Origin of the sequence: uncultured Salegentibacter sp. (genome assembly GCF_963972535.1) — a bacterium.
Classification (GTDB): Bacteria; Bacteroidota; Bacteroidia; order Flavobacteriales; family Flavobacteriaceae; genus Salegentibacter.
Genome location: NZ_CAXAVR010000046.1, coordinates 1 through 19,601, shown reverse-complemented (window position 1 = coordinate 19,601; position 19,601 = coordinate 1). Strand labels below are relative to the sequence as shown.

16 protein-coding genes are annotated in these 19,601 nt (G+C 38.1%); 6 read left to right on the top strand and 10 right to left on the bottom strand.

Going from position 1 to position 19,601, the window contains the following annotated elements; translation table 11 throughout:
• Positions 1–15: 15 nt before the first annotated feature.
• The 4 genes from AACZ30_RS07630 to AACZ30_RS07615 all read right to left on the bottom strand — a co-directional run bounded on the left by AACZ30_RS07630 (position 16) and on the right by AACZ30_RS07615 (position 6,731).
• On the bottom strand, positions 16–1,473 hold the full coding sequence (locus AACZ30_RS07630; RefSeq protein ID WP_339648624.1) for a M14 metallopeptidase family protein: 1,458 nt from the start codon (positions 1,471–1,473) through the stop codon (positions 16–18).
• Between the two features lies 1 nt (position 1,474).
• Entirely contained in the window at positions 1,475–2,140 is a 666-nt protein-coding gene (locus AACZ30_RS07625; protein ID WP_075324890.1) for a peptidoglycan recognition family protein, read from the bottom strand.
• 70 nt (positions 2,141–2,210) lie between these two features.
• Complete coding sequence (locus AACZ30_RS07620) at positions 2,211–3,626, bottom strand: SusD/RagB family nutrient-binding outer membrane lipoprotein (RefSeq protein WP_339648623.1); 1,416 nt, start codon at positions 3,624–3,626, stop codon at positions 2,211–2,213.
• Between the two features lie 12 nt (positions 3,627–3,638).
• A complete protein-coding gene (locus tag AACZ30_RS07615) occupies positions 3,639–6,731 on the bottom strand; it encodes a SusC/RagA family TonB-linked outer membrane protein (RefSeq protein WP_075324892.1) in 3,093 nt (1,030 codons plus the stop codon).
• A 168-nt stretch (positions 6,732–6,899) separates the two neighbouring features.
• On the opposite strand from AACZ30_RS07615, the gene dacB reads away from it, so the two are divergent.
• The 6 genes from dacB to AACZ30_RS07585 all read left to right on the top strand — a co-directional run bounded on the left by dacB (position 6,900) and on the right by AACZ30_RS07585 (position 12,412).
• The gene (gene dacB / locus AACZ30_RS07610) at positions 6,900–8,234 is read left to right on the top strand and encodes a D-alanyl-D-alanine carboxypeptidase/D-alanyl-D-alanine-endopeptidase (protein WP_339648621.1); all 1,335 of its coding nucleotides are present in this window, start codon (positions 6,900–6,902) and stop codon (positions 8,232–8,234) included.
• 25 nt (positions 8,235–8,259) lie between these two features.
• The gene (locus tag AACZ30_RS07605) at positions 8,260–9,312 is read left to right on the top strand and encodes an LD-carboxypeptidase (RefSeq protein WP_339648619.1); all 1,053 of its coding nucleotides are present in this window, start codon (positions 8,260–8,262) and stop codon (positions 9,310–9,312) included.
• Positions 9,313–9,388: 76 nt separating this feature from the next.
• Positions 9,389–10,918 carry a helicase HerA-like domain-containing protein gene (locus AACZ30_RS07600; protein ID WP_339648618.1) on the top strand — a complete coding sequence of 510 codons (1,530 nt, stop codon included), beginning with the start codon at positions 9,389–9,391 and terminating at the stop codon, positions 10,916–10,918.
• Between the two features lie 25 nt (positions 10,919–10,943).
• Positions 10,944–11,501, top strand: coding sequence for a hypothetical protein (locus tag AACZ30_RS07595; protein WP_075324896.1), 558 nt, complete (start codon positions 10,944–10,946; stop codon positions 11,499–11,501).
• A 10-nt stretch (positions 11,502–11,511) separates the two neighbouring features.
• The gene (locus AACZ30_RS07590; protein WP_339648617.1) at positions 11,512–12,117 is read left to right on the top strand and encodes an inorganic diphosphatase; all 606 of its coding nucleotides are present in this window, start codon (positions 11,512–11,514) and stop codon (positions 12,115–12,117) included.
• Between the two features lie 91 nt (positions 12,118–12,208).
• Positions 12,209–12,412, top strand: coding sequence for a hypothetical protein (locus AACZ30_RS07585; protein WP_339648615.1), 204 nt, complete (start codon positions 12,209–12,211; stop codon positions 12,410–12,412).
• Between the two features lie 81 nt (positions 12,413–12,493).
• Here AACZ30_RS07585 and ftsZ read toward each other — a convergent pair whose 3' ends face one another.
• The 6 genes from ftsZ to AACZ30_RS07555 form a co-directional block, all read right to left on the bottom strand.
• The gene (gene ftsZ / locus AACZ30_RS07580) at positions 12,494–14,533 is read right to left on the bottom strand and encodes a cell division protein FtsZ (RefSeq protein ID WP_339648614.1); all 2,040 of its coding nucleotides are present in this window, start codon (positions 14,531–14,533) and stop codon (positions 12,494–12,496) included.
• Positions 14,534–14,652: 119 nt separating this feature from the next.
• Positions 14,653–16,020: a cell division protein FtsA gene (gene ftsA, locus AACZ30_RS07575; protein ID WP_075324900.1), complete on the bottom strand. Its 1,368-nt coding sequence runs from the start codon at positions 16,018–16,020 to the stop codon at positions 14,653–14,655.
• A 3-nt stretch (positions 16,021–16,023) separates the two neighbouring features.
• On the bottom strand, positions 16,024–16,740 hold the full coding sequence (locus AACZ30_RS07570) for a hypothetical protein (RefSeq protein WP_339648613.1): 717 nt from the start codon (positions 16,738–16,740) through the stop codon (positions 16,024–16,026).
• The gene (murC, locus tag AACZ30_RS07565; RefSeq protein WP_339648625.1) at positions 16,730–18,085 is read right to left on the bottom strand and encodes a UDP-N-acetylmuramate--L-alanine ligase; all 1,356 of its coding nucleotides are present in this window, start codon (positions 18,083–18,085) and stop codon (positions 16,730–16,732) included. The genes AACZ30_RS07570 and murC overlap by 11 nt, the downstream gene beginning before the upstream one ends.
• A 54-nt stretch (positions 18,086–18,139) precedes the next feature.
• The gene (gene murG / locus AACZ30_RS07560) at positions 18,140–19,231 is read right to left on the bottom strand and encodes an undecaprenyldiphospho-muramoylpentapeptide beta-N-acetylglucosaminyltransferase (RefSeq protein WP_339648611.1); all 1,092 of its coding nucleotides are present in this window, start codon (positions 19,229–19,231) and stop codon (positions 18,140–18,142) included.
• Between the two features lie 11 nt (positions 19,232–19,242).
• On the bottom strand, positions 19,243–19,601 hold a 359-nt coding region (locus AACZ30_RS07555), incomplete at its 5' end, for an FtsW/RodA/SpoVE family cell cycle protein (protein WP_339648610.1).

Genomic DNA, 19,601 nt, shown 5'->3' with positions numbered 1-19,601 from the left:
TGGCTGAATTACTTTCTAATCTAAAATAAGCGCATTTTCTACCTGGAATTTTTCTCCGGAAAGATCAATCAGAAATCCGTTAATAACCGCGTATTCTAATTTCCCATCTTTTTCGAGAAAGAAATGAGGCTGAAGACTTTCTGAAATTTTAAACTCTTTAGAAACAATATTAATCGGAATTTCTGTAAAATCTTCTTCTGGAAGTTCATTTAAAGCGACATAAGCATACCCTTCTCGAAGTATTTCTGAAATATTTTTCTGCTGAAGCTCAGCTAAATCTTCAAAACTTTTAGGATAAATTTTTCCTTCTACTAATTTAAAACCCGAAGCATCCAGGTCTTCATAACCGTAGAACGTAGAAAGATCGCCGCGGTCTGCTATATAGCCATCGTAAAAATAATTCAGGTTTTCGTCCTGAACTTCTCGCTGATTAATTCCCAAATCTAATATATATTCGTCTCCCAATAGCTTATAGGTAAGTCCGGTGAGCTTAAGGTCAAAAAGTTTACGGTCATTATTGGGTATTTTCTCGTATTCAGATATCTCAACATTTTTATAATCTTCTTCAGCAATAGAAAAGACTGCGGCAAGAATTGAAACGAAATTTAACTTTCTAATCTCCTGCTTTTCAGGATCATTTGGGTAGCCACCAGATTCAATTAAAATAGTGCTGGTTCCCCATTTTTGAATATTATCGCCAAAAGCTCGCGGCTCGAAATCGTCGTTATATCGGCCTACCTGGCCCGGGGCGTATTCCTGAAAAATATTATTCATTTGAACAATTACCTGCATTGCCGCGGCCCGAACATCATTTATAGATTTTTCATAATTATAAGCGGGAGCCAGGTATGATATAGTTGCTGGTTTGGGGGTTCTTTCGGCATTATAATAAGTGCTTTGATCGTGAAGGTTAAAACCAAAATCGGCATCCAGACTATCCCGCACTCTTTTTAAAGTTTTACTTTCTGGCGATTGTAAACGTAGAGCATCACGGTTAATGTCTACTCCCAATAAATTTCTACGTTGAAAACGCTGAGCGCCATCAGGATTGAGCATTGGTAAAAAATGAAGTTTCACCTTTTTCAACATTTCCTCTTTTTCTTCTGAAAATGCTTCGGAATCCAGGAAATTAAGAATATCAAAAATAGCCATCGTAGCTGTAGATTCATCGCCGTGCATTTGCGACCAGAGAAAAACGTCTACCTCACCTTCACCAGTTGAAATTAACTGAAGTGGCCTGCCCTCAATAGATTCTCCAACTTTTGCCACTTCAAAATTCTCTTTTTCCTTAAACTTCTCAATTAAAGGTTGAATTTCAACCTGCGTGAACCGGCGCTTTTCAATAGATTCTTCGTTGAAATCTTCATAGGAATTATACAATTCTTTATAAAGTTCCTTTTCCTGTGCAGAGCTGACTGAAACATTAAAAAAACCGCACAAAAACAACAGCAAGCTTATATTTTTAAAATTCATTTTAAGGATTTTTGGGTACCGGTTTAAAATTAAGGTTTTTAGTTTTTTCACGTACTTTTTGCATAAAATCTTTTCCAGGATCGGTCTTTTGGGTTCGGTAGCCCTCGTCTTTTTCCAGCCATAACTCATGGCCTTCAAACTGCGGATATTCGTAATGCCCCAGCAAATATTCTATATCATATTTTTCATTTAAATATTTCACTAAATCAATATTAGCTTTAAGTTGAGCTTTGGTAAGCGGAGTTTCTCTTGTGCCGCCAACATTTTCTACCCCAATCGCGACATGGTTTAATCCAATTACGTGCCTGGCCATAGTAGTTTCCGGCATTAACCGGTAAATTGTTCCATCACGGTCTACCAGAAAATGGGCGGAAACATTTAAAGCACCGGCTTGCTGAATATCTTCTCTAGCACCCGGTAATTTAACAGGATTAAATGCTCTAAAAGAACTTTCTAAATCTGGAATAGCGGTCCAGTGTAAGACAATCATTTTTGGAGTAATTTCTGGAGAAGATTGTTCTAAATTGTAGCGTTCCTTTAGATATTCTAAGCTAAGTTCTTTTCGTTCTTCATTAAAAATGATTGGACGATCAATAATCCTTTCTGAAACATCTGCACTTTTACAACTAAACAGGAAAAGGGTGAAGATTATAATTATATACCTCATTTTATAAGTATTTAAAACCAAAATCTCCCGGGCAAGCCGGGAGATTTGAAATTATTGTTTTAATTAGGGATTATTCGTCCCAAAAAATTCTGTCTAATAAAGTTACATCTGGAACATTGCTACCGTTTCTTCCAATTTCAGAATCGGGATAACGCAATCTTCTAATAAACTGCCCATTAAGATCTGGGTTTAAGTTGGCCGGAAGATCAAAATTCTCATAATCATAATCATGTCTTCTGGCATCTACCCAGGCTTCTGGATGTAAGAACATAGCCACCCATTTTTCTTTAAAAATATGATCTATGGTGAAATTATCTTCCCCTACACTTACTGCCGAGCTATTTACATAGGCATCTATCTCTGATTGTTCTACACCCAACATTCTCATATGCGCTCTTATTCCTTCAAGATAGGCATTATAAGAACGTGTTTTATCTATTTCAAAAGCTGCTTCGGCTTCAATAAATTTTTGTTCTGCGTAGGTAGCAATTAATACAGGAGACTGTTCTGAAGTATAAAAGTCTCCCGGAACCAGCGTAGAACGCTCACCAGATTCGGCTGCACTACCGCGGCCTTCTCCATTTGGAACTCCAATATACTCTCCATCGTCAGTAGTTCCGATCATATACGGCAAACGGGGATCTTCTACACCAAAGGTGGTACCATCGGTAGCTTCTACAAATTGTTCAGAAATCCAGCCGCCCAGGATTAGGTTTTCGTTATTAATAGCCACATTCGCCCAGGGATTGAATTCTTCTTCAAAATATTCTACCTCGGCATTATCTTCATTACTTTCAAAACCTGCATCAATCGCTGCCAAAATTTCGGTAGGATTATATTGATCGGTTTTACTTAAGTGATTAGCATAACGCGCCTTTAGCATATTTCCAAACTTAATCCATTGATCTGCATCTCCATTATAGATATAATCATCTGAGCCTATGGGTAAATCTGTTTCTTGCGATAGGTTTGCTATTCCATTATCAAGTAATTCAAAAACCCTATTATACAAAGCTGCATCATCATCGTAAGCCGGAGTGATGGTTTCAAAATTGAAACTTTCGCTAAACGGAGCATCTCCAAAAGCATCCACGGTCATGGCTAAATTCAATGCCATTAGAATCTGGCCAGCACCTTCGTAATGGGAAGCGCCTGTTTCGTTAGCTTCCAGAATCATATCATTAAGATCGGTCATTACATTATACAAAGAAGACCAGGTGGTATTAAAACTAAGTTCATCCATAACATCAGAGGCACTTCCCTGGTTGGGGGACGCCAAATACTGTACATAGTTGGAAGTTGTATTTCCAATTCTAAATGTATTTTGAGCAGTTTCAAATGTAGAATTCACCATCAATCCGCTCAAAGGAGCAGTAGTAGGGTTATTTGGATTCTCATTTATATCCAGGTAATCCTCACAGGCTGTAAATGTGAGAAACAGCCCGGCGATTGCTATAAAACTATATGTTTTTCTTAAAATTTTCATATTCAATATTTTTTATAAACCTAAGTTAAGTGTAAAAAACAAGCTTTGCACGCCCGGATATCCAAGTCCTGTAAAGCCTGTAGCATTCCCACCGGCACCGGCACTAAAAGATTCGGGATCAAAACCATCCCAGGGTGTGTAAAGGATGATATTATTAGCAGCTACCGATACTCTCGCGGTTTCAAGGAAAGAAATAGCATCTAACACGTTATCTCCAAAATTATACCCAAGGGAAATGTTACGTAGTTTAATAAAAGAAGCATCGTGCACAAAGTTTTCACTAACCGTACGATAATTATTTCTATAGTAACCTGCGCCATAATCCCTACCATCAGGACCTTCACCCTGGCCTAACCAAACTTCTTGAGTATTGGGCGTTCCATCGGCAAGTACGCCTTCAAAAACCCGGGTTTCGTTTCTATCTAAAGTATATTCAGCTATACCAAAAGCAGAGAAAAAGTTATCGTATTGGCTATATTGTTCTAAACCGGTTCTAAAATCAATAAGGAAAGAAAGGTCAAAATTCTTATAGGTGAAATCATTTTTTAAACCACCAATCCATTTTGGGGTGGTATTTCCTAAGATTAACTGATTACCATTTCTAACCGGAAAACCATTTTCCCCAATTACCTTAGGTAAATCTTCATTTAAGAAAAGGTTATTTGCATCGGCTCCATATCTTTCATAACTACTTCCAAATATATTACCATACGCCTCTCCTTCTATAAGTTGCATAGTTACGGTACTACCAGCGTAGCCATATTGGCTTCCCACCTGAATTTGCTCAATACCTTCTCTAATGCTTACAACTTCGTTTTGGTTATATGCAGCGTTCAAAGTAACATTCCAGGTAAAATCTTCGGTTCTAATAGGATTCCCGGTAATTATGAATTCAACACCCTGGTTTTCTATTTCCCCGGCGTTGGTTATGAAAGTAGAAAATCCTGATGATTCAGAAACAGGAACAGGAATAATTTGATCTTTACTATTAGACTTATACCAGGTAAAATCAATTCCCAAACGGTTTCCGAAGAATCTAAGATCTGTACCTAATTCTATAGAAGTAGTTCTTTCAGGTTTTAGGCCAAGATCACCAAATTGGCTAAATCTAGTAAAACCAACTTCCCCTCCTAAAGGGAAAATACCCGGTGAAGTATAGGTTTGACCTATTCTATAAGGATCGGTGTCTTTACCAACTTCAGCATAAGAAGCTCTAAGTTTACCATAAGAAAGTACTTCTGGCATTTCAAAAGCTTCAGTAAATGCAAAACCTAAGTTTACAGATGGATAAAAGAATGAATTATTCCCTTGTGGTAAAGTTGATGTCCAGTCGTTTCTCGCAGTAATATTTAAGAATAACATATCATCATAATCTACCATAAGGTCTCCATATAACCCCACCAGCCTTTTCTTACGCTTATCTTGTGAGTTTGAAATCTGGCTTGCGTAACTAAGGTCATAAAATTGAGGAATTACAAAATTCTCCCCGGTAGCATCTACTCTTTCATAATCACGTTCAAAAACATCGTTACCAACACGTAAAGTAGTGTTCCATTTATCGTCCCATTGTTTTTTTAGCGTAATAAAAAGGTTAGAGTTTATATCTCTACTATCTATCCTGGTTTCAGTTATAAACCCTTGCGAACTTAAAGGAACTTCACCTTCAATTCCTAATGGCCCCGGCGTAATTTCTGTTCGGGAATCTGTATAGAAATCGGTACCAATTAGGTAGTTAACATCCATCCATTCAAACGGACTGTAAGTAAAATTAAGGTTACCAATTATACGGTTTACTTCGTCTTCAAAAGTACTAAAACGTGCATCGTAAATAGGATTGGTATTGGTTCCTATACTTTTCATAGTACCATCTTCATTTATATAATCATTTATATCCTGCATAGGAGTATTATAAACCATACGTTCCATAAATCTATCGTGTGGCACCCGGTTACCACCGGAAATTGTATAACTCATATTACCGGCAACCTTAAACTGGTCACTAAATTTCAACTCTCCATTTAATCTTGCAGAAGTTCTTCCCCAGTCACTAAAAGGAATAATCCCTTCCTGATCTAAATTATTAAGTGAAGCGTAAAAATTAGCTTTTTCATTACCGCCTGAAATATTAAAAGAATTATCTATTTGAACTCCAGTTCTCATGGCATCTCTCCAAATATCATTTATTTGAGCATCAGGATCTATTTCTCTAATTTCATCTATGGAAGGACCCCAGTTTGGCCAAAAAGAATTAGGATCGTAAACGCCACCAAATCCCTGGCCATACACATCCTGAATTTCTGGATATTGATTTACTTCTTCAAAACCAATAGAGCTGTTTACATTTATTCTTACATCTCCTGCTTTACCTTTTTTAGTGGTAATAATTACGGCTCCATTTGCAGCCCTAACCCCATAAAGTGCTGTAGCGGCAGCACCTTTTAGTACGTTCATAGATTCTATATCGTTCGGGTTAATATCTGCAGCACGGTTAGATAAACCACGAGGTGTACTACCGCTTTCGGTAGTAGAGTTATCTACCGGAACCCCATCAATTACAAATAACGGCTGGTTATCGGCATTTGGATCTAAAGAGTTTACACCCCGAATAATTATTCTTGCACTCTGCCCTGGAGCACCACCTGAATTAGTAATTTGCACCCCTGCAGTTTGTCCTTGCAGTGCGCTTACAATATTAGGCTGATTAGTTTTCGTAATATCTTCACCCTGTATTTCCTGTACAGCATAACCCAGTGCTTTCTTCTCTCTTTCTATTCCCAGGGAAGTTACTACTACTTCATCAAGACCCTCCATGTCTTCGATCATAGCAACATTAATTACACTACGGCCTTCTATGGCTTGTTCCTGGTTTTCAAAACCTAGGGAAGAAAATACCAGCACTGCATCTGCAGCAACTTCAATAGCATAATTCCCATCCATATCAGTTACCGTTCCGTCATTAGTTCCCTTTACCAAAACGTTTACCCCTGGCAAAGGCATTCCGTCACTGGCCACAGTAACCGTACCGGTCACTTCAGTTTGTTGGGCCAGCACTCCAGTAATCTGGAAAAATGCCAGCAAGGCCATAATTGTTAGTTTGTTTCTCATTCCTTTTGTGTTAAAGTTTTCTGAATTATAAATTAAATATACCGAAAAGCGCCAAAACTGGGCAAATTTGTTGACTTAAAAATTAAACTTTTATTAACTTCTTGGTAATTAAATTAACTTTGTGCTAATTTTTTAAAAATATGTAAACCTGTTTAAAATTTTATAATTGTGAAAATCTACCCCTCTTTAAAATTATCCTTAAAAATTGTAATTTTCCTCCTAATTACTATCTCGATTTCCTCATGTTCCACCACACGCAAAATAAGCAAGCCTTTAGATAAGATTTTTACCGAATCTCCGGTTTTTGAACAGGGATTTGTAGGATTTATGCTCGTAGATCCAGAAGAAAATAAAACTATTTATAGCCATAATGCCGGTAAATATTTCACCCCGGCCTCCAACACCAAATTATTTACATTTTATGCAGGTCTAAAAATTCTGGGAGATTCTATTCCTGCACTTAAATATTCTATTGAAAACGACACGCTTTATTTTAAAGCTACAGGAGACCCATCATTTTTAAATGAAAATTTACCAAATTCCTCAGTTTTTCAATTTTTGAAGAAAAACGAAAATCATTTGGCCTATGTGGCACCAACATATACCGAAAAGCACCAGGGACCTGGCTGGGCCTGGGACGATTATAACGCCTACTATTCGGCAGAGCGTACTGCTTTTCCCATTTATGGCAATATGGTAGGATTCAAGTTTAAAAAAAATAAGGAGTTCCCCCTGGTTTCCCCTACAATTTTTAAAGATTCACTGGTTAGTTCTAAAGACAGCCTGGTTTCAGCCCGGCTTAGACGTGATATTGTTAAGAATAGTTTCCAGTTCAATAATCAGGAAAAGGAATCAGATTTTTCTCAATCTGTACCCTTTAAATATTCTTCAGAAATTCTCCTGAAACTTCTAAGTGATACGCTACAAAAACCGGTTAGCCTGGTTCAGAATTCAGAAATAAATCAAAAACTTCAAAAAACACGCTACAGTATTCCCAGCGATAGTGTGTATAAAGAAATGCTGAAAGTAAGTGATAATTTTATTGCAGAACAGATTTTAATAATGGCGGCAGGAAAATTATCTGATACTCTTAAATCTGATATCGCTATAAAATATATGAAAGAAAATCATTTAAAAGATCTTCCCGATGAACCTATGTGGTACGATGGCTCCGGGCTTTCACGCTATAACCTTTTTACTCCCCGAAGCATTGTGAAATTACTAACGAAAATTAAAGCCGAAGTACCCGAAGAAGAATTATTAGATATGCTACCCACCGGCGGACATTCGGGAACTATCAAAAATTATTACAAAGCCGATGAGCCTTATGTTTTTGCGAAAACCGGAACTTTAAAAAATAATCACAGCCTTAGCGGATACCTAAAAACCAAAAGCGGAAAACTACTAATTTTTAGCTTTATGAATAGCAACTACACGGTTCCCACTTCAGTTTTAAAGGCTGAAATGGAAAAGGTACTGCTGCAGATTCGGGATAATTACTAACTTTAATTCTTCAAAATCTTCATAAATGCAACGTAGAAAATTCATTCAAAATATTGGAATTGGGAGCTTAGCTTTTCCGCTGGCTAATTTTACTGAAATTGATAAAATTAAGCTTTCAAATAATTCGGTGATAATTCCGCAGGGATTAAAAGAAGGCGATACGGTTGGCGTTGTAAGTCCATCTAGCGCTATTTTTGAAACCGAACCATACGAAATTGCTAAAGAAAGTCTGGAAGCTATGGGCTTAAAAGTAAAATTTGGCAAATTCGTAAAAAGCAGCTATGGTCACCTTGCAGGAACCGATGAAGAACGGGCCGAAGAACTCAATAATATGTTTCGCGACGAAGATATTCAGGCCGTAATGGCGCTTCGTGGAGGATCTGGCGCGGCGAGAATACTGGATAAATTAGATTATAAATTGATAAAAAACAATCCAAAAATCTTTATCGGCTATAGCGATATTACGGCATTACACCTGGCCATTTTCGAAAAAACCGGACTCGTTACTTATCATGGACCATTGGCTGTTTCTACCTGGAATTCTTTCAGTTTTGATCATTTTAAACGTTTGTTATTCGATAAGGAAAAAATCACTTTTACAAATCCTAAGGATAAAGGTGATAACCTGGCCCAAACTAAAAACCGTATTAGAACTATTCAACCCGGCGAAGCCACCGGCCGACTTATAGGCGGAAATCTTTCGGTTCTTACGGGAATTATGGGATCGGAATATTTTCCTACAAACTGGGAAAATAATATCCTGTATTTAGAAGATGTAGGCGAACAAATTTATGCTGTAGACAGGATGATGAGCCAGTTACAATTGGGCGGAGTTCTGGATAAAATAAGCGGATTTGTCTTTGGGAAATGCACCAGCTGCAATCCCGGCGGCTCAGGTTATGGTTCTCTAACGATGGAAGAAGTTATGGATCATTACATAAAACCTTTACATATTCCTGCTTTTTCTGGAGCGATGTTTGGCCATATTGACGATAACATTACCGTTCCTAATGGATTGAAAGCGAAGATAAACGCTACAAACGGAAGTATAGAACTTTTAGAAAATCCCGTAAAATAACCTGAGATTTAAAAGTAAATTGACTGAAAACCGGCAATTATTCGCAACAATTCTTATTTTTAAGGAAATTTGAAACGTGGATAAAAAACAAGAATTTGTAGATCATATTCGCAATGCCTACCAACCAAAAGGAGATTTTATTCATTTAGGTGCGGCAATGCTAGACGGTGAAACTTTTGCCGATGCGGCGGTTAAAATCCCGCTAAAAACCATGAACCGCCACGGATTAATCGCCGGAGCAACAGGAACAGGAAAATCTAAAACATTGCAAATTCTTGCTGAAAACCTTTCGCAAAAGGGTGTCCCGGTTTTATTGATGGATGTAAAAGGAGACCTTAGTGGGATCGCAAAACCATCGGCCGGAGAAGAATTTCTACACGAAAGACATCAAAAAATAGGTTTTCCGTTTGAAGCTTCAAAATCACCCGTTGAATTTCTTACAATTTCAGAACAGGATGGTGTTCGCTTAAGAGCAACGGTTAGTGAATTTGGTCCTATCCTTTTATCACGAATTTTAGATGTTACCCCAACTCAGGAAGGCATCTTAGCCATAATTTTTAAATATTGCGACGATCATCATTTACCTTTATTAGATCTCAAGGATTTAAAAAAAATGCTACAGTATGTTACCAATGAAGGTCGCGAAAATATAGAAAACGAATACGGAAGAATCTCCAGCGCATCCACCGGTGCTATTCTTAGAAAAATTGTAGCACTGGAACAGCAGGGAGCCGAACGCTTTTTTGGGGAACGTTCTTTTGACGTAACCGATCTCACCAGGAAAGACGAAAATGGCCACGGTTATGTAAATATCATGAGGCTTACCGATATTCAGGATAGGCCGAAGTTATTTTCAACATTTATGTTGAGTTTACTCGCAGAGATCTACACCACTTTCCCCGAAGAAGGCGACAGCGACAAGCCAAAACTGGTTTTATTTATTGATGAAGCCCATCTTATTTTTAAAGAAGCTTCAGGCGCGTTGCTGGATCAAATTGAAAGTATTGTAAAGTTAATTAGGTCTAAAGGCGTAGGGCTTTACTTTGTCACTCAAAACCCCACCGATGTACCTTCCCAAGTATTGGGCCAACTGGGTTTAAAAATTCAGCATGCATTAAGAGCATTTACCGCCAAAGACCGAAAAGCGATAAAATTATCGGCTGAAAATTATCCAATTTCTGAATATTACGATACCAAAAACCAGCTTACCTCGTTAGGTATTGGTGAGGCGCTGGTTTCGGCATTAGACGAGAAAGGAAGACCTTCTGCCCTTGCTGCCACCATGTTAAGAGCACCAATGAGCAGGATGGATATTTTAACTGATACTGAACTGGAAGAACTTATTTTTCAATCTAAATTACGTCCAAAATATAACGAGGAAATAGATCGTGAGAGTGCATACGAACTTCTAAATAAAAAAATAGAAGAAGCTGAAGCTAAAGAAGCCAAAGAAAAGGCTGAAGCTGAAGCTTTAGAACGGGAAAAAGCCAGTAGTAAAACTTCCCGTAAAACCTCTGGCAAAACCCAGGGAGCAGTAATTAAAGTGCTTACCAGCGCAACATTTATTAGAGGCGTTATGGGCGTACTCAACAAATTATTAAAATAAATATCATCAATATTCAATCTAAAAAATGAAAAAATCTTTGCTACTTATTCTTGGTTTAACTTTAGGTTTAACCTCCTGCCAAAAAGATGAAGACAATCCTTTTTTAATTACCGCTAACCAGGTGGGGCCAGTAAACCGGGATATTAAAATTAATCAGTTAGATTCCCTGTTTTCTGAAGATTCTCTTGTTAAACAAAAAAGTGGCGCCGAAGAATTTCGGGCTACCAGTGAGATTAAAGTTTTTGAAAAAGGAGGCAAACCCTTAATGATCTTAGAACCACTGCAGGAATTTGATTCTACCAGCACTATTGGCTACATAAGAGTTCTTGACCCAAGGTATGAAACCAAAAGCGGCTTAAGTACGGCGAGTACATTTAAAGATATTATGAAAGATTATAATATTTCCAGAATTGAAAATACCCTTAACGCGGCAGTGGTTTTTTTAGATGAGATAAACGCTTATATCACTATAGACAAAAAGGAACTACCTTCAGATTTAAGGTATGATACCGATTCCAAAATTAGGGCGTCACAAATTCCAGACGAGGCCAGGATCAAGTATTTTATGATTTACTGGGACTAAAATTTAGAAAATGAAAATTCTTCCCTTCGGTATTTATTTAGGATTATTTCTAATTTTTTCAGCCTGTAAAACCTCAAAAGATTTGGGGAAATTACCAACCAAAGCCAGTAACGGAAATTACCAGGCAGTAATTGAAATCCCGGCGGGAACCAATAAAAAGATTGAATACCATAAAACCAAAAAGAAATTTTTGGTAGACCAAAGAGATGGTAAAGATCGTATTATAAACTTTCTGCCTTACCCCGGGAACTACGGGTTTATTCCTTCAACATTTTCCGATCCCAGGAAAGGAGGTGATGGTGATGCGGTAGACGTGTTGGTACTTGGCGAAAGTCAAAAAACGGGTAGTATTATAGAAATTATTCCTATTGCGGTGCTTAAGCTAATAGACGAAAATGAACTTGATTATAAAGTTATTGCTATTCCGGCCCAAATAAAAGATCAAATTATTAATGTTGAAGATTATAAAACCTTCAGTTCAAATTACCCTGAAGCAATTAAGATCCTGGAAAGCTGGTTTACTTATTACGATAAATCCCAGGTTTTAGAAATTAAAGGCTGGGGCGATGAAGCCGATGCAATTTTAGAAATAGAAAAGTGGATTTCTAAACCTTAAACATTCAGCTCGTTTCTTTAAGAAATGTTAATCGCGCTTTGATTTTCAAACATTTGGTTACCTTTAATCTCCTAACCAAAACATTTTAGTTATGATTAAAGTCTTAGGAATTATCTTAACTGTTGGCGGTGCTTTTGCACTGGTAATGGGAATTCTGGGAATTTTTGGAAGTATTGCCCTTATGTTAAGTCCCTGGGCGCTGGCCATTATTGGCTTTATTTTCTTTATTTCAGGAATTTCTCTCATTAAAAGAAGAAAGGATACCGAAGATATTAAAGCCGAGAAGAAAACTTAAATAAGAGGTTTTTATAAATCAAAAAAGGTGCCCATTGCGAGGCACCTTTTTTTATGAACAGTAATATAAAAAAGATTGGTGTTAGTCTACATTATCGTGTAAGAAAGAATTATTTCTTCTAAAATGAAGATCATCATTATCGTCTTTCCCTAAGGTAGTGCGCGATAATTTTCCCTCTCCCGGTTGATTTTTATCCAGGTCTACACCCTGTCTTTTGTAAGCAGGTTGTTTTTCAATTTCATCAATTTGGGCGGCATTACTTCTAAACTTATAATTAAATTCTTTCATTTTCGCCCTACGCTCGGCAGCACGCTCAATTAAAACTTCAGAAATAGGATTATTAAACGGGTCTTCTTCGCCTTCATTTTCTTCCTGCTTCTTTTCAGGAGTTTGAGGTTCGGGTTTTACCGTTTTCTTTTCAAAAGCAATGGTTTCATCCTTTGGCTCCTCTTTCTTCTTAGTTTGCGGTTTAGACCTGTCTAAAGATTGCTCAAATTCCATATAATCGTCCAGGCTGTAACGTTTCACTCCACGAGTAGAACTCTCGGTTACCGGTACGATCTCTACCGGTTCGTTCACTTCAATATTCTTAGACTCATCTTCTTCAAGCTGATGTCTAATTTCCTTTTGCTCTGGTTTTGGCTGTTGAGTTTGAGCTTTAGGCTCTTCCCGTTTTGGCTGTTCCTTTTTGGGCTCCTCTTTTTTCTCCTGATTTATAGGAAAATCAAAAGTGAACATTATTTGCTCTTCATTTTCATTCTGAACCTCTTCAGGCTCATTCACTTCCATAGATTTTATTTCTTCTGAAGTATCATTAATGATAAAATCATCAGGATTTATTTCTTCATAAGAAACTTCCATATCCCGCGCTGATTTTGGCGTTTTGTAAAGCTCGTCTTCCTTTACCTGAATATTCCCGACCTCGTCTACTTCTTCTACACTATCGTCTAAAGTGTGTACAATGGTATTATCAGGCTCCGGTGTATTTGATTCTTCTTCCTGTTTTGGTTCTTCAACCTGTTGATTGTGTTTTGGATAAAAACCTCTTTTCTTAGGATCTAATTTTTGTTCAGCTTTTTGATCATCCTCCAGCGTGTGGATAATCTTTTTGGTTTCGGTATTTACAATTTCGTTTTGTTGCTCTACGTTAAACCCCGTAGCGATAATTGTTACTGAAATTGCATCATCTAAAGCTTCATCTTCACCAACACCCATAATAATATTGGCGCTGTGCCCGGCTTCTGCCTGGATATGGTCGTTGATTTCTCCAATCTCATCAATAGTAATTTCCTCGCCACCCGAAACAATTAGCAGTAATACGTTTTGGGCACCGGTAATCTTATTATCGTTTAATAAAGGAGAATCCAATGCTTTACTTATAGCATCCTGAGCCCTGGTTGCACCAGTGGCCTGGGCCGATCCCATAATTGCTGTTCCACTGTTACTTAATACCGTCTTAGCATCCCTAAGGTCAATATTTTGCGTGTAGTGATGGGTAATTACTTCAGCAATACCCCTTGAAGCGGTAGCTAAAACCTCATCGGCTTTAGAGAAACCGGCTTTAAAACCAAGGTTCCCATAAACTTCCCGAAGTTTATTATTATTGATCACGATTAAGGAATCTACGTGACTTCTAAGTTTTTCTACCCCAAGTTGGGCTTGCTCGTTCCTCATTTTCCCTTCAAACTGAAAAGGAATGGTCACGATCCCAACGGTAAGGATATCCATATCTTTTGCCTGTTTCGCAATAACAGGGGCTGCCCCTGTACCGGTACCACCTCCCATACCTGCGGTGATAAATACCATCTTGGTATTTACATCAAGCATTTGTTTAATTTCATCAAAACTTTCTACGGCTGCCTGCTCCCCAATTAACGGGTTAGCACCCGCTCCTAATCCTTCGGTTAGGCTTACACCTAATTGTATTTTGTTAGGAACGGGACTATTATCAAGGGCTTGTGCATCGGTATTGCAAACCACGAAATCTACTCCTTTAATTCCTAACTGGAACATGTGGTTTATAGCATTGCTGCCTCCACCACCTACACCAATAACCTTAATGACGTTCGATTGATTCTTTGGCAAATCGAATGCAATGTTGTCGAATTCTGTACTGCTCATAAATTCTGTTTTACTGGTTCTCTCTTTTACTCACTAAGTGAGATTTAATATGCTTCAACGCTTACGTTGAAATGTTTTTACTTTTTAATTCTATTCCTCGTAGGATTACCTCGAGGTATTTACTCTGCGTTATCTAAAAAATCTTTAAACTTCTCTGCCCATTTATCAAAAATGCTCTTTTTGGGCGGTCTTTTTGAAGCTTCGGGATCCTGCCTCAAATCTTCACCTTCCGGTGGATTTTGCTCAAAATCTTTCTGCAACTCCTCTTCTTCTCTTTCTCTTTCTTCTTTGCTTTTTAGCACAACTTCTTCTTGAAACTTCTTTTCACCGTGTTCCAGGCTATTCATTACCAATCCTACCGCTGTGGCATAAACCGGGCTGGTAGTTTCGGTATCGTTATTTCCTGCAAGGTGCTCGTTAGGATATCCAATTCTGGTATCCATCCCGGTAATATATTCGGCAAGTTGTTTAATATGCTTCAACTGTGCTCCACCACCTGTTAAGACCATTCCGGCAATTAACTTCTTCTTTTGTTCTTCGTGCCCGTAGTTTTTAATTTCCAGGTAAACCTGCTCAATAATTTCAACTACACGAGCGTGGATAATTTTTGAAAGGTTCTTTAAGGTGATTTCCTTAGGTTCCCTTCCGCGTAAACCGGGAATGGAAACAATCTCATTGTCTTTATTTTCTCCAGGCCAGGCAGATCCAAACTTAATCTTAAGCAATTCTGCCTGTTTTTCTATAATTGAACATCCTTCTTTAATGTCTTCGGTAATTACATTTCCCCCAAAAGGAATTACGGCGGTATGTCTAATTATTCCGTCTTTAAAAATGGCTAAATCGGTAGTACCACCACCTATATCTATAAGTGCCACCCCTGCTTCTTTTTCTTCCTGACTCAATACGGCATTAGCTGAAGCCAATGGTTCTAAAGTCACTGCCGAAAGTTCTAATCCGGCGCTTTTCACACATCTTCCAATGTTTCTAATGGAAGAAACCTGGCCAACCACTACGTGGAAATTAGCTTCTAACCTCCCGCCATACATTCCAATAGGTTCCTTGATCTCTGCCTGGCCGTCTACCTTGAATTCCTGAGGTAAAACGTGAATAATCTCTTCACCAGGCAACATCACCAATTTGTGAACCTGGTTGCAAAGGCTATGTATATCATCGGCATCAATCACCTCTTCGGGGTTTGGCCTGGTAATATAATCGCTATGTTGAAGGCTTCTTATATGCTGGCCGGCAATACCAACCACTACATCACTAATTTTTAATCCTGAATCTGCCTCAGCTTCCTGAATAGCCTGCTGTATAGACTGAATAGTTTGGGTAATATTATTTACCACCCCGCGGTGCACACCAAGGCTTTTGGATTTCCCAATACCTACGATCTCTACCTTTCCATATTCGTTCTTACGTCCAATCATGGCCACAATTTTTGTGGTACCAATATCTAATCCTACGGCTATCTCGTTGTGTTCCATAATTTACTTTTTAGTGCAAACAACCTGATCTCCAAATTGTAAATTCACTTTTTTGTAGGTCTCTAATTTCTCGTCTTGTAAAGCTTTTTTATAAAATGCTTTAAAATTATTGAACTTTAAGGCTATATCATTGGCTTTGCCGAAATACACCTTAAAGTCTAATTTTCTCATTTCCAGTTCAAATTTATCTCCGGGCAAACGTTTAACACCGGTGATATGTCGGGTTAAAAATTCATCTTTCTGAATATAATCTACCAGCGGATATGCTGTAATTACGTTGCTGGAGTCTACTCCCATAAGCAGTGGTACCCGTGCAGCATAGTATGGTGAAAGCGGCATTACCTGCCCATTCCTGTCTAAATAAAATGAAGAATTCCCCACTATTCTACCAATGGGTTTACGCTGACTTATTTTAGTTTGGAGTTTCCCATCCAGACTCAAAAAAGCTTCAGCATTTTCTATCATATCGTGATTATTCAACAAGCTCTCTACCCTATTCAAATCTAAAATTTCTTTGTCTATGCCCGCCGCGGCCACATCATTTTGTATCAACAACTTATTAACCGCTTCCTCAGTAACATAGAGGTTTTCACCAGTTACAAATTGCACTTTTACTTCACTTATTTTGCGGTTGTTATTCCGTTTTTCAGCAAAACCGAATAGAAAGCCCACTAAAAGCAGTAAAACAGGTAGTTTTATGTACTTAAGTTTATGCTTCATCTTGCAATGCGTTTTTTACAGATTCCACTTCTTCTCCAATACTACCGGCACCCATAAGCACCACTACTTCGGGATTTGAACTTTTTATTTCTTCAATAATATTTTCTATCTGAATTAATTTTTTATTTGAATTCTGAATTTTCTCTAAAAGCCAGCTTGAAGTAACTCCTTCAATTGGTAGTTCTCGCGCCGGGTAAATATCCAGCAACATCAACTCATCAAATAAAGACAGACTTTCAGCAAAATCATCAACAAAATCTTTCGTTCTGCTGAATAAATGCGGCTGAAAAACTGCTAAAACCTTCTTGCCAGGATGCATTTCTCTAATCGCCTGGTTCACCGCAGCGATCTCTGCAGGGTGATGCGCATAATCGTCTATAAGCACCAGCTTATCTGACTTAATTTTATAAGAAAATCTACGTTTAACACCTTTAAAACTATATAACGCCCTGGCTAGCCTGGGGATTGAGGATCCATATTGGATAGCCATCGCCAGGGCGGTTATAGCATTTAGCAAATTGTGTTTGCCGGGTAGATTAAACTTAAAATCTTCAATAACTCCGTTAGGAGTTTTTAGATCAAAATGATAGGTCCCATTTTCGATCTTTATATTTTGCGCCGAATAATCGGCATTGTCTTCAATTCCAAAAGTAATTCCATTCAGCGGCAAGCCATTTTTCACGAATAAAGTTCCATTTTCAGGAACTCGCCTTGCGAACTGCCTGAAAGTATTTTCCAGTTCTTCTTTTTTGCCATAAATATCCAAATGATCGGCATCCATAGAGGTTACCGCTGCAATATTTGGTGAAAGATGAAGAAAAGACCTGTCGAATTCATCGGCTTCCACCACGATAACTTCGTCGCCTTTAAGAATTAAATTGCTTTGAATATCTTCACTAATTCCACCTAAGAATCCGGTTACTTTCGCATTGGTTTCTTTAAGCAAATGCCCTAAAATTGCCGTAGTGGTAGTTTTACCGTGAGTTCCAGCTACCGCTAAAGTGGTTTTTCCTTTAGAAATTAATCCGAGCACAGCGGCTCTTTTCTTTAGGTTAAAATTATTATTCTTAAAGTAAACCAGTTGCTCGTGAGCGGCAGGAACCGCGGGTGTGTAGACAACCAGCGTATTTTCTTTATCTGTAAATTCAGCTGGAACCAACTTCATTTTTTCATCGTAAACCACAACAATATCTTCAGCTTCCAGCATTCTGGTAAGTGAAGTTGAAGTTTTATCGTAACCGGCCACATTTTTTCCCTGGAATTTAAAGTAACGCGCCAACGCACTCATCCCAATACCGCCAATGCCGATAAAATAAATGTTTTGTATGTGGTTTAAATCCTGCATTCTATTTTCTTGAGACCTCACAGGTTTTGAAAACCTGTGAGGTCTTTATATAATTTATTTAATCAATTTTTCTACTTCGTCTACAATCCTGGCGGTTGCATTTGGCAAGGCCAGTTTCTTTATATTCTCTCCCAATTCTTTTTGCTTCTCTTCAGAAGCCATTAATGCGAAAAACTCGGTTTCAAATTTTTCATCCAGCTCATTTTCTTTCAACATCATCGCGGCATTTTTCTTTACTACCGCCATTGCATTTTTAGCCTGGTGATCTTCAGCTACATTTGGGGACGGAACAAAAAGCACCGGTTTTCCCACAATACTTAATTCTGAAACCGTGCCCGCTCCAGCTCTTGAAATAATCACATCGGCAGCGCCGTAAGCCAAATTCATTTCATTCAGAAATAAATGCGTTTGCACCAAACCTGAATTGTACTTTTTATATTCTTCGAAATACAGCTTCCCGGTTTGCCAGATAAGCTGAATATTTTCTTCTTTAAATCTTTCTAAATTGGCTTCCACCAATTGATTTATTCTTCTTGCGCCAAGGCTCCCACCTAAAACCAGCACTACTTTTTTGTCTTTTTCAAGACCAAAATGTGCAAGAGCTTTTTCCCTGTTTTCGTCAATTTTCAATAAATCCTGTCTAACCGGGTTACCGGTAATTACAGTTTTTTCAGCAGGAAAAAATCTTTTTACCTCTTCATAAGCGGCACAAATCTTATCTGCCTGTTTTGCCAAAATTTTATTGGTTATTCCCGGAAAGGAATTCTGCTCTTGAATAAGACTTGGAATGCCCTTCGAGTTTGCCACTTTTAACAAAGGTCCGCTGGCAAAGCCTCCCGTTCCAATTACCACATCTGGTTTGAATTCCCTGATTATTCTTCTGGATTTTGCCAAACTGCTTAACAGCTTAAATGGAAACATTAGATTGCTCATCGTTAACTTTCGCTGAATTCCACTAATCCAAAGACCTTCAATCTTGTAACCGGCTTGTGGTACTTTCTCCATCTCCATCCTGTCACTGGCACCAACAAACAATATTTCTGCTTCAGGATAACGTACTTTTATCTCGTGGGCAATAGCAATGGCCGGGTAAATATGCCCGCCGGTACCGCCTCCAGATAATATTACACGTAAATCCTTTTTCATTTTTTTAAATTCTATATAGCTTCGCTTAAAATATCTAACGGATTTTCATTATCCAGTTCCTTTTCAGCTTCTTCCCGTTCTTTCATTTCTTCACGTTTGGCGCTTACGCTTAAAATAATTCCCAGTGCCATGCAGGTCATCCAAATAGAAGTTCCCCCGCTACTTATTAAAGGCAAAGTTTGTCCTGTTACCGGAAATAACTCTACCGCAACTCCCATATTAATTAAAGCCTGGAAGATTATGGGCAAACCAACGCCCATAACCAGTAATTTTCCAAAAACGGTATTGGCTTTTGTGGCTACGATCACAATCCTAAAAAGCAATAGCAAATACGCCAACATTACTCCGAAGGCACCTATTAAGCCCATTT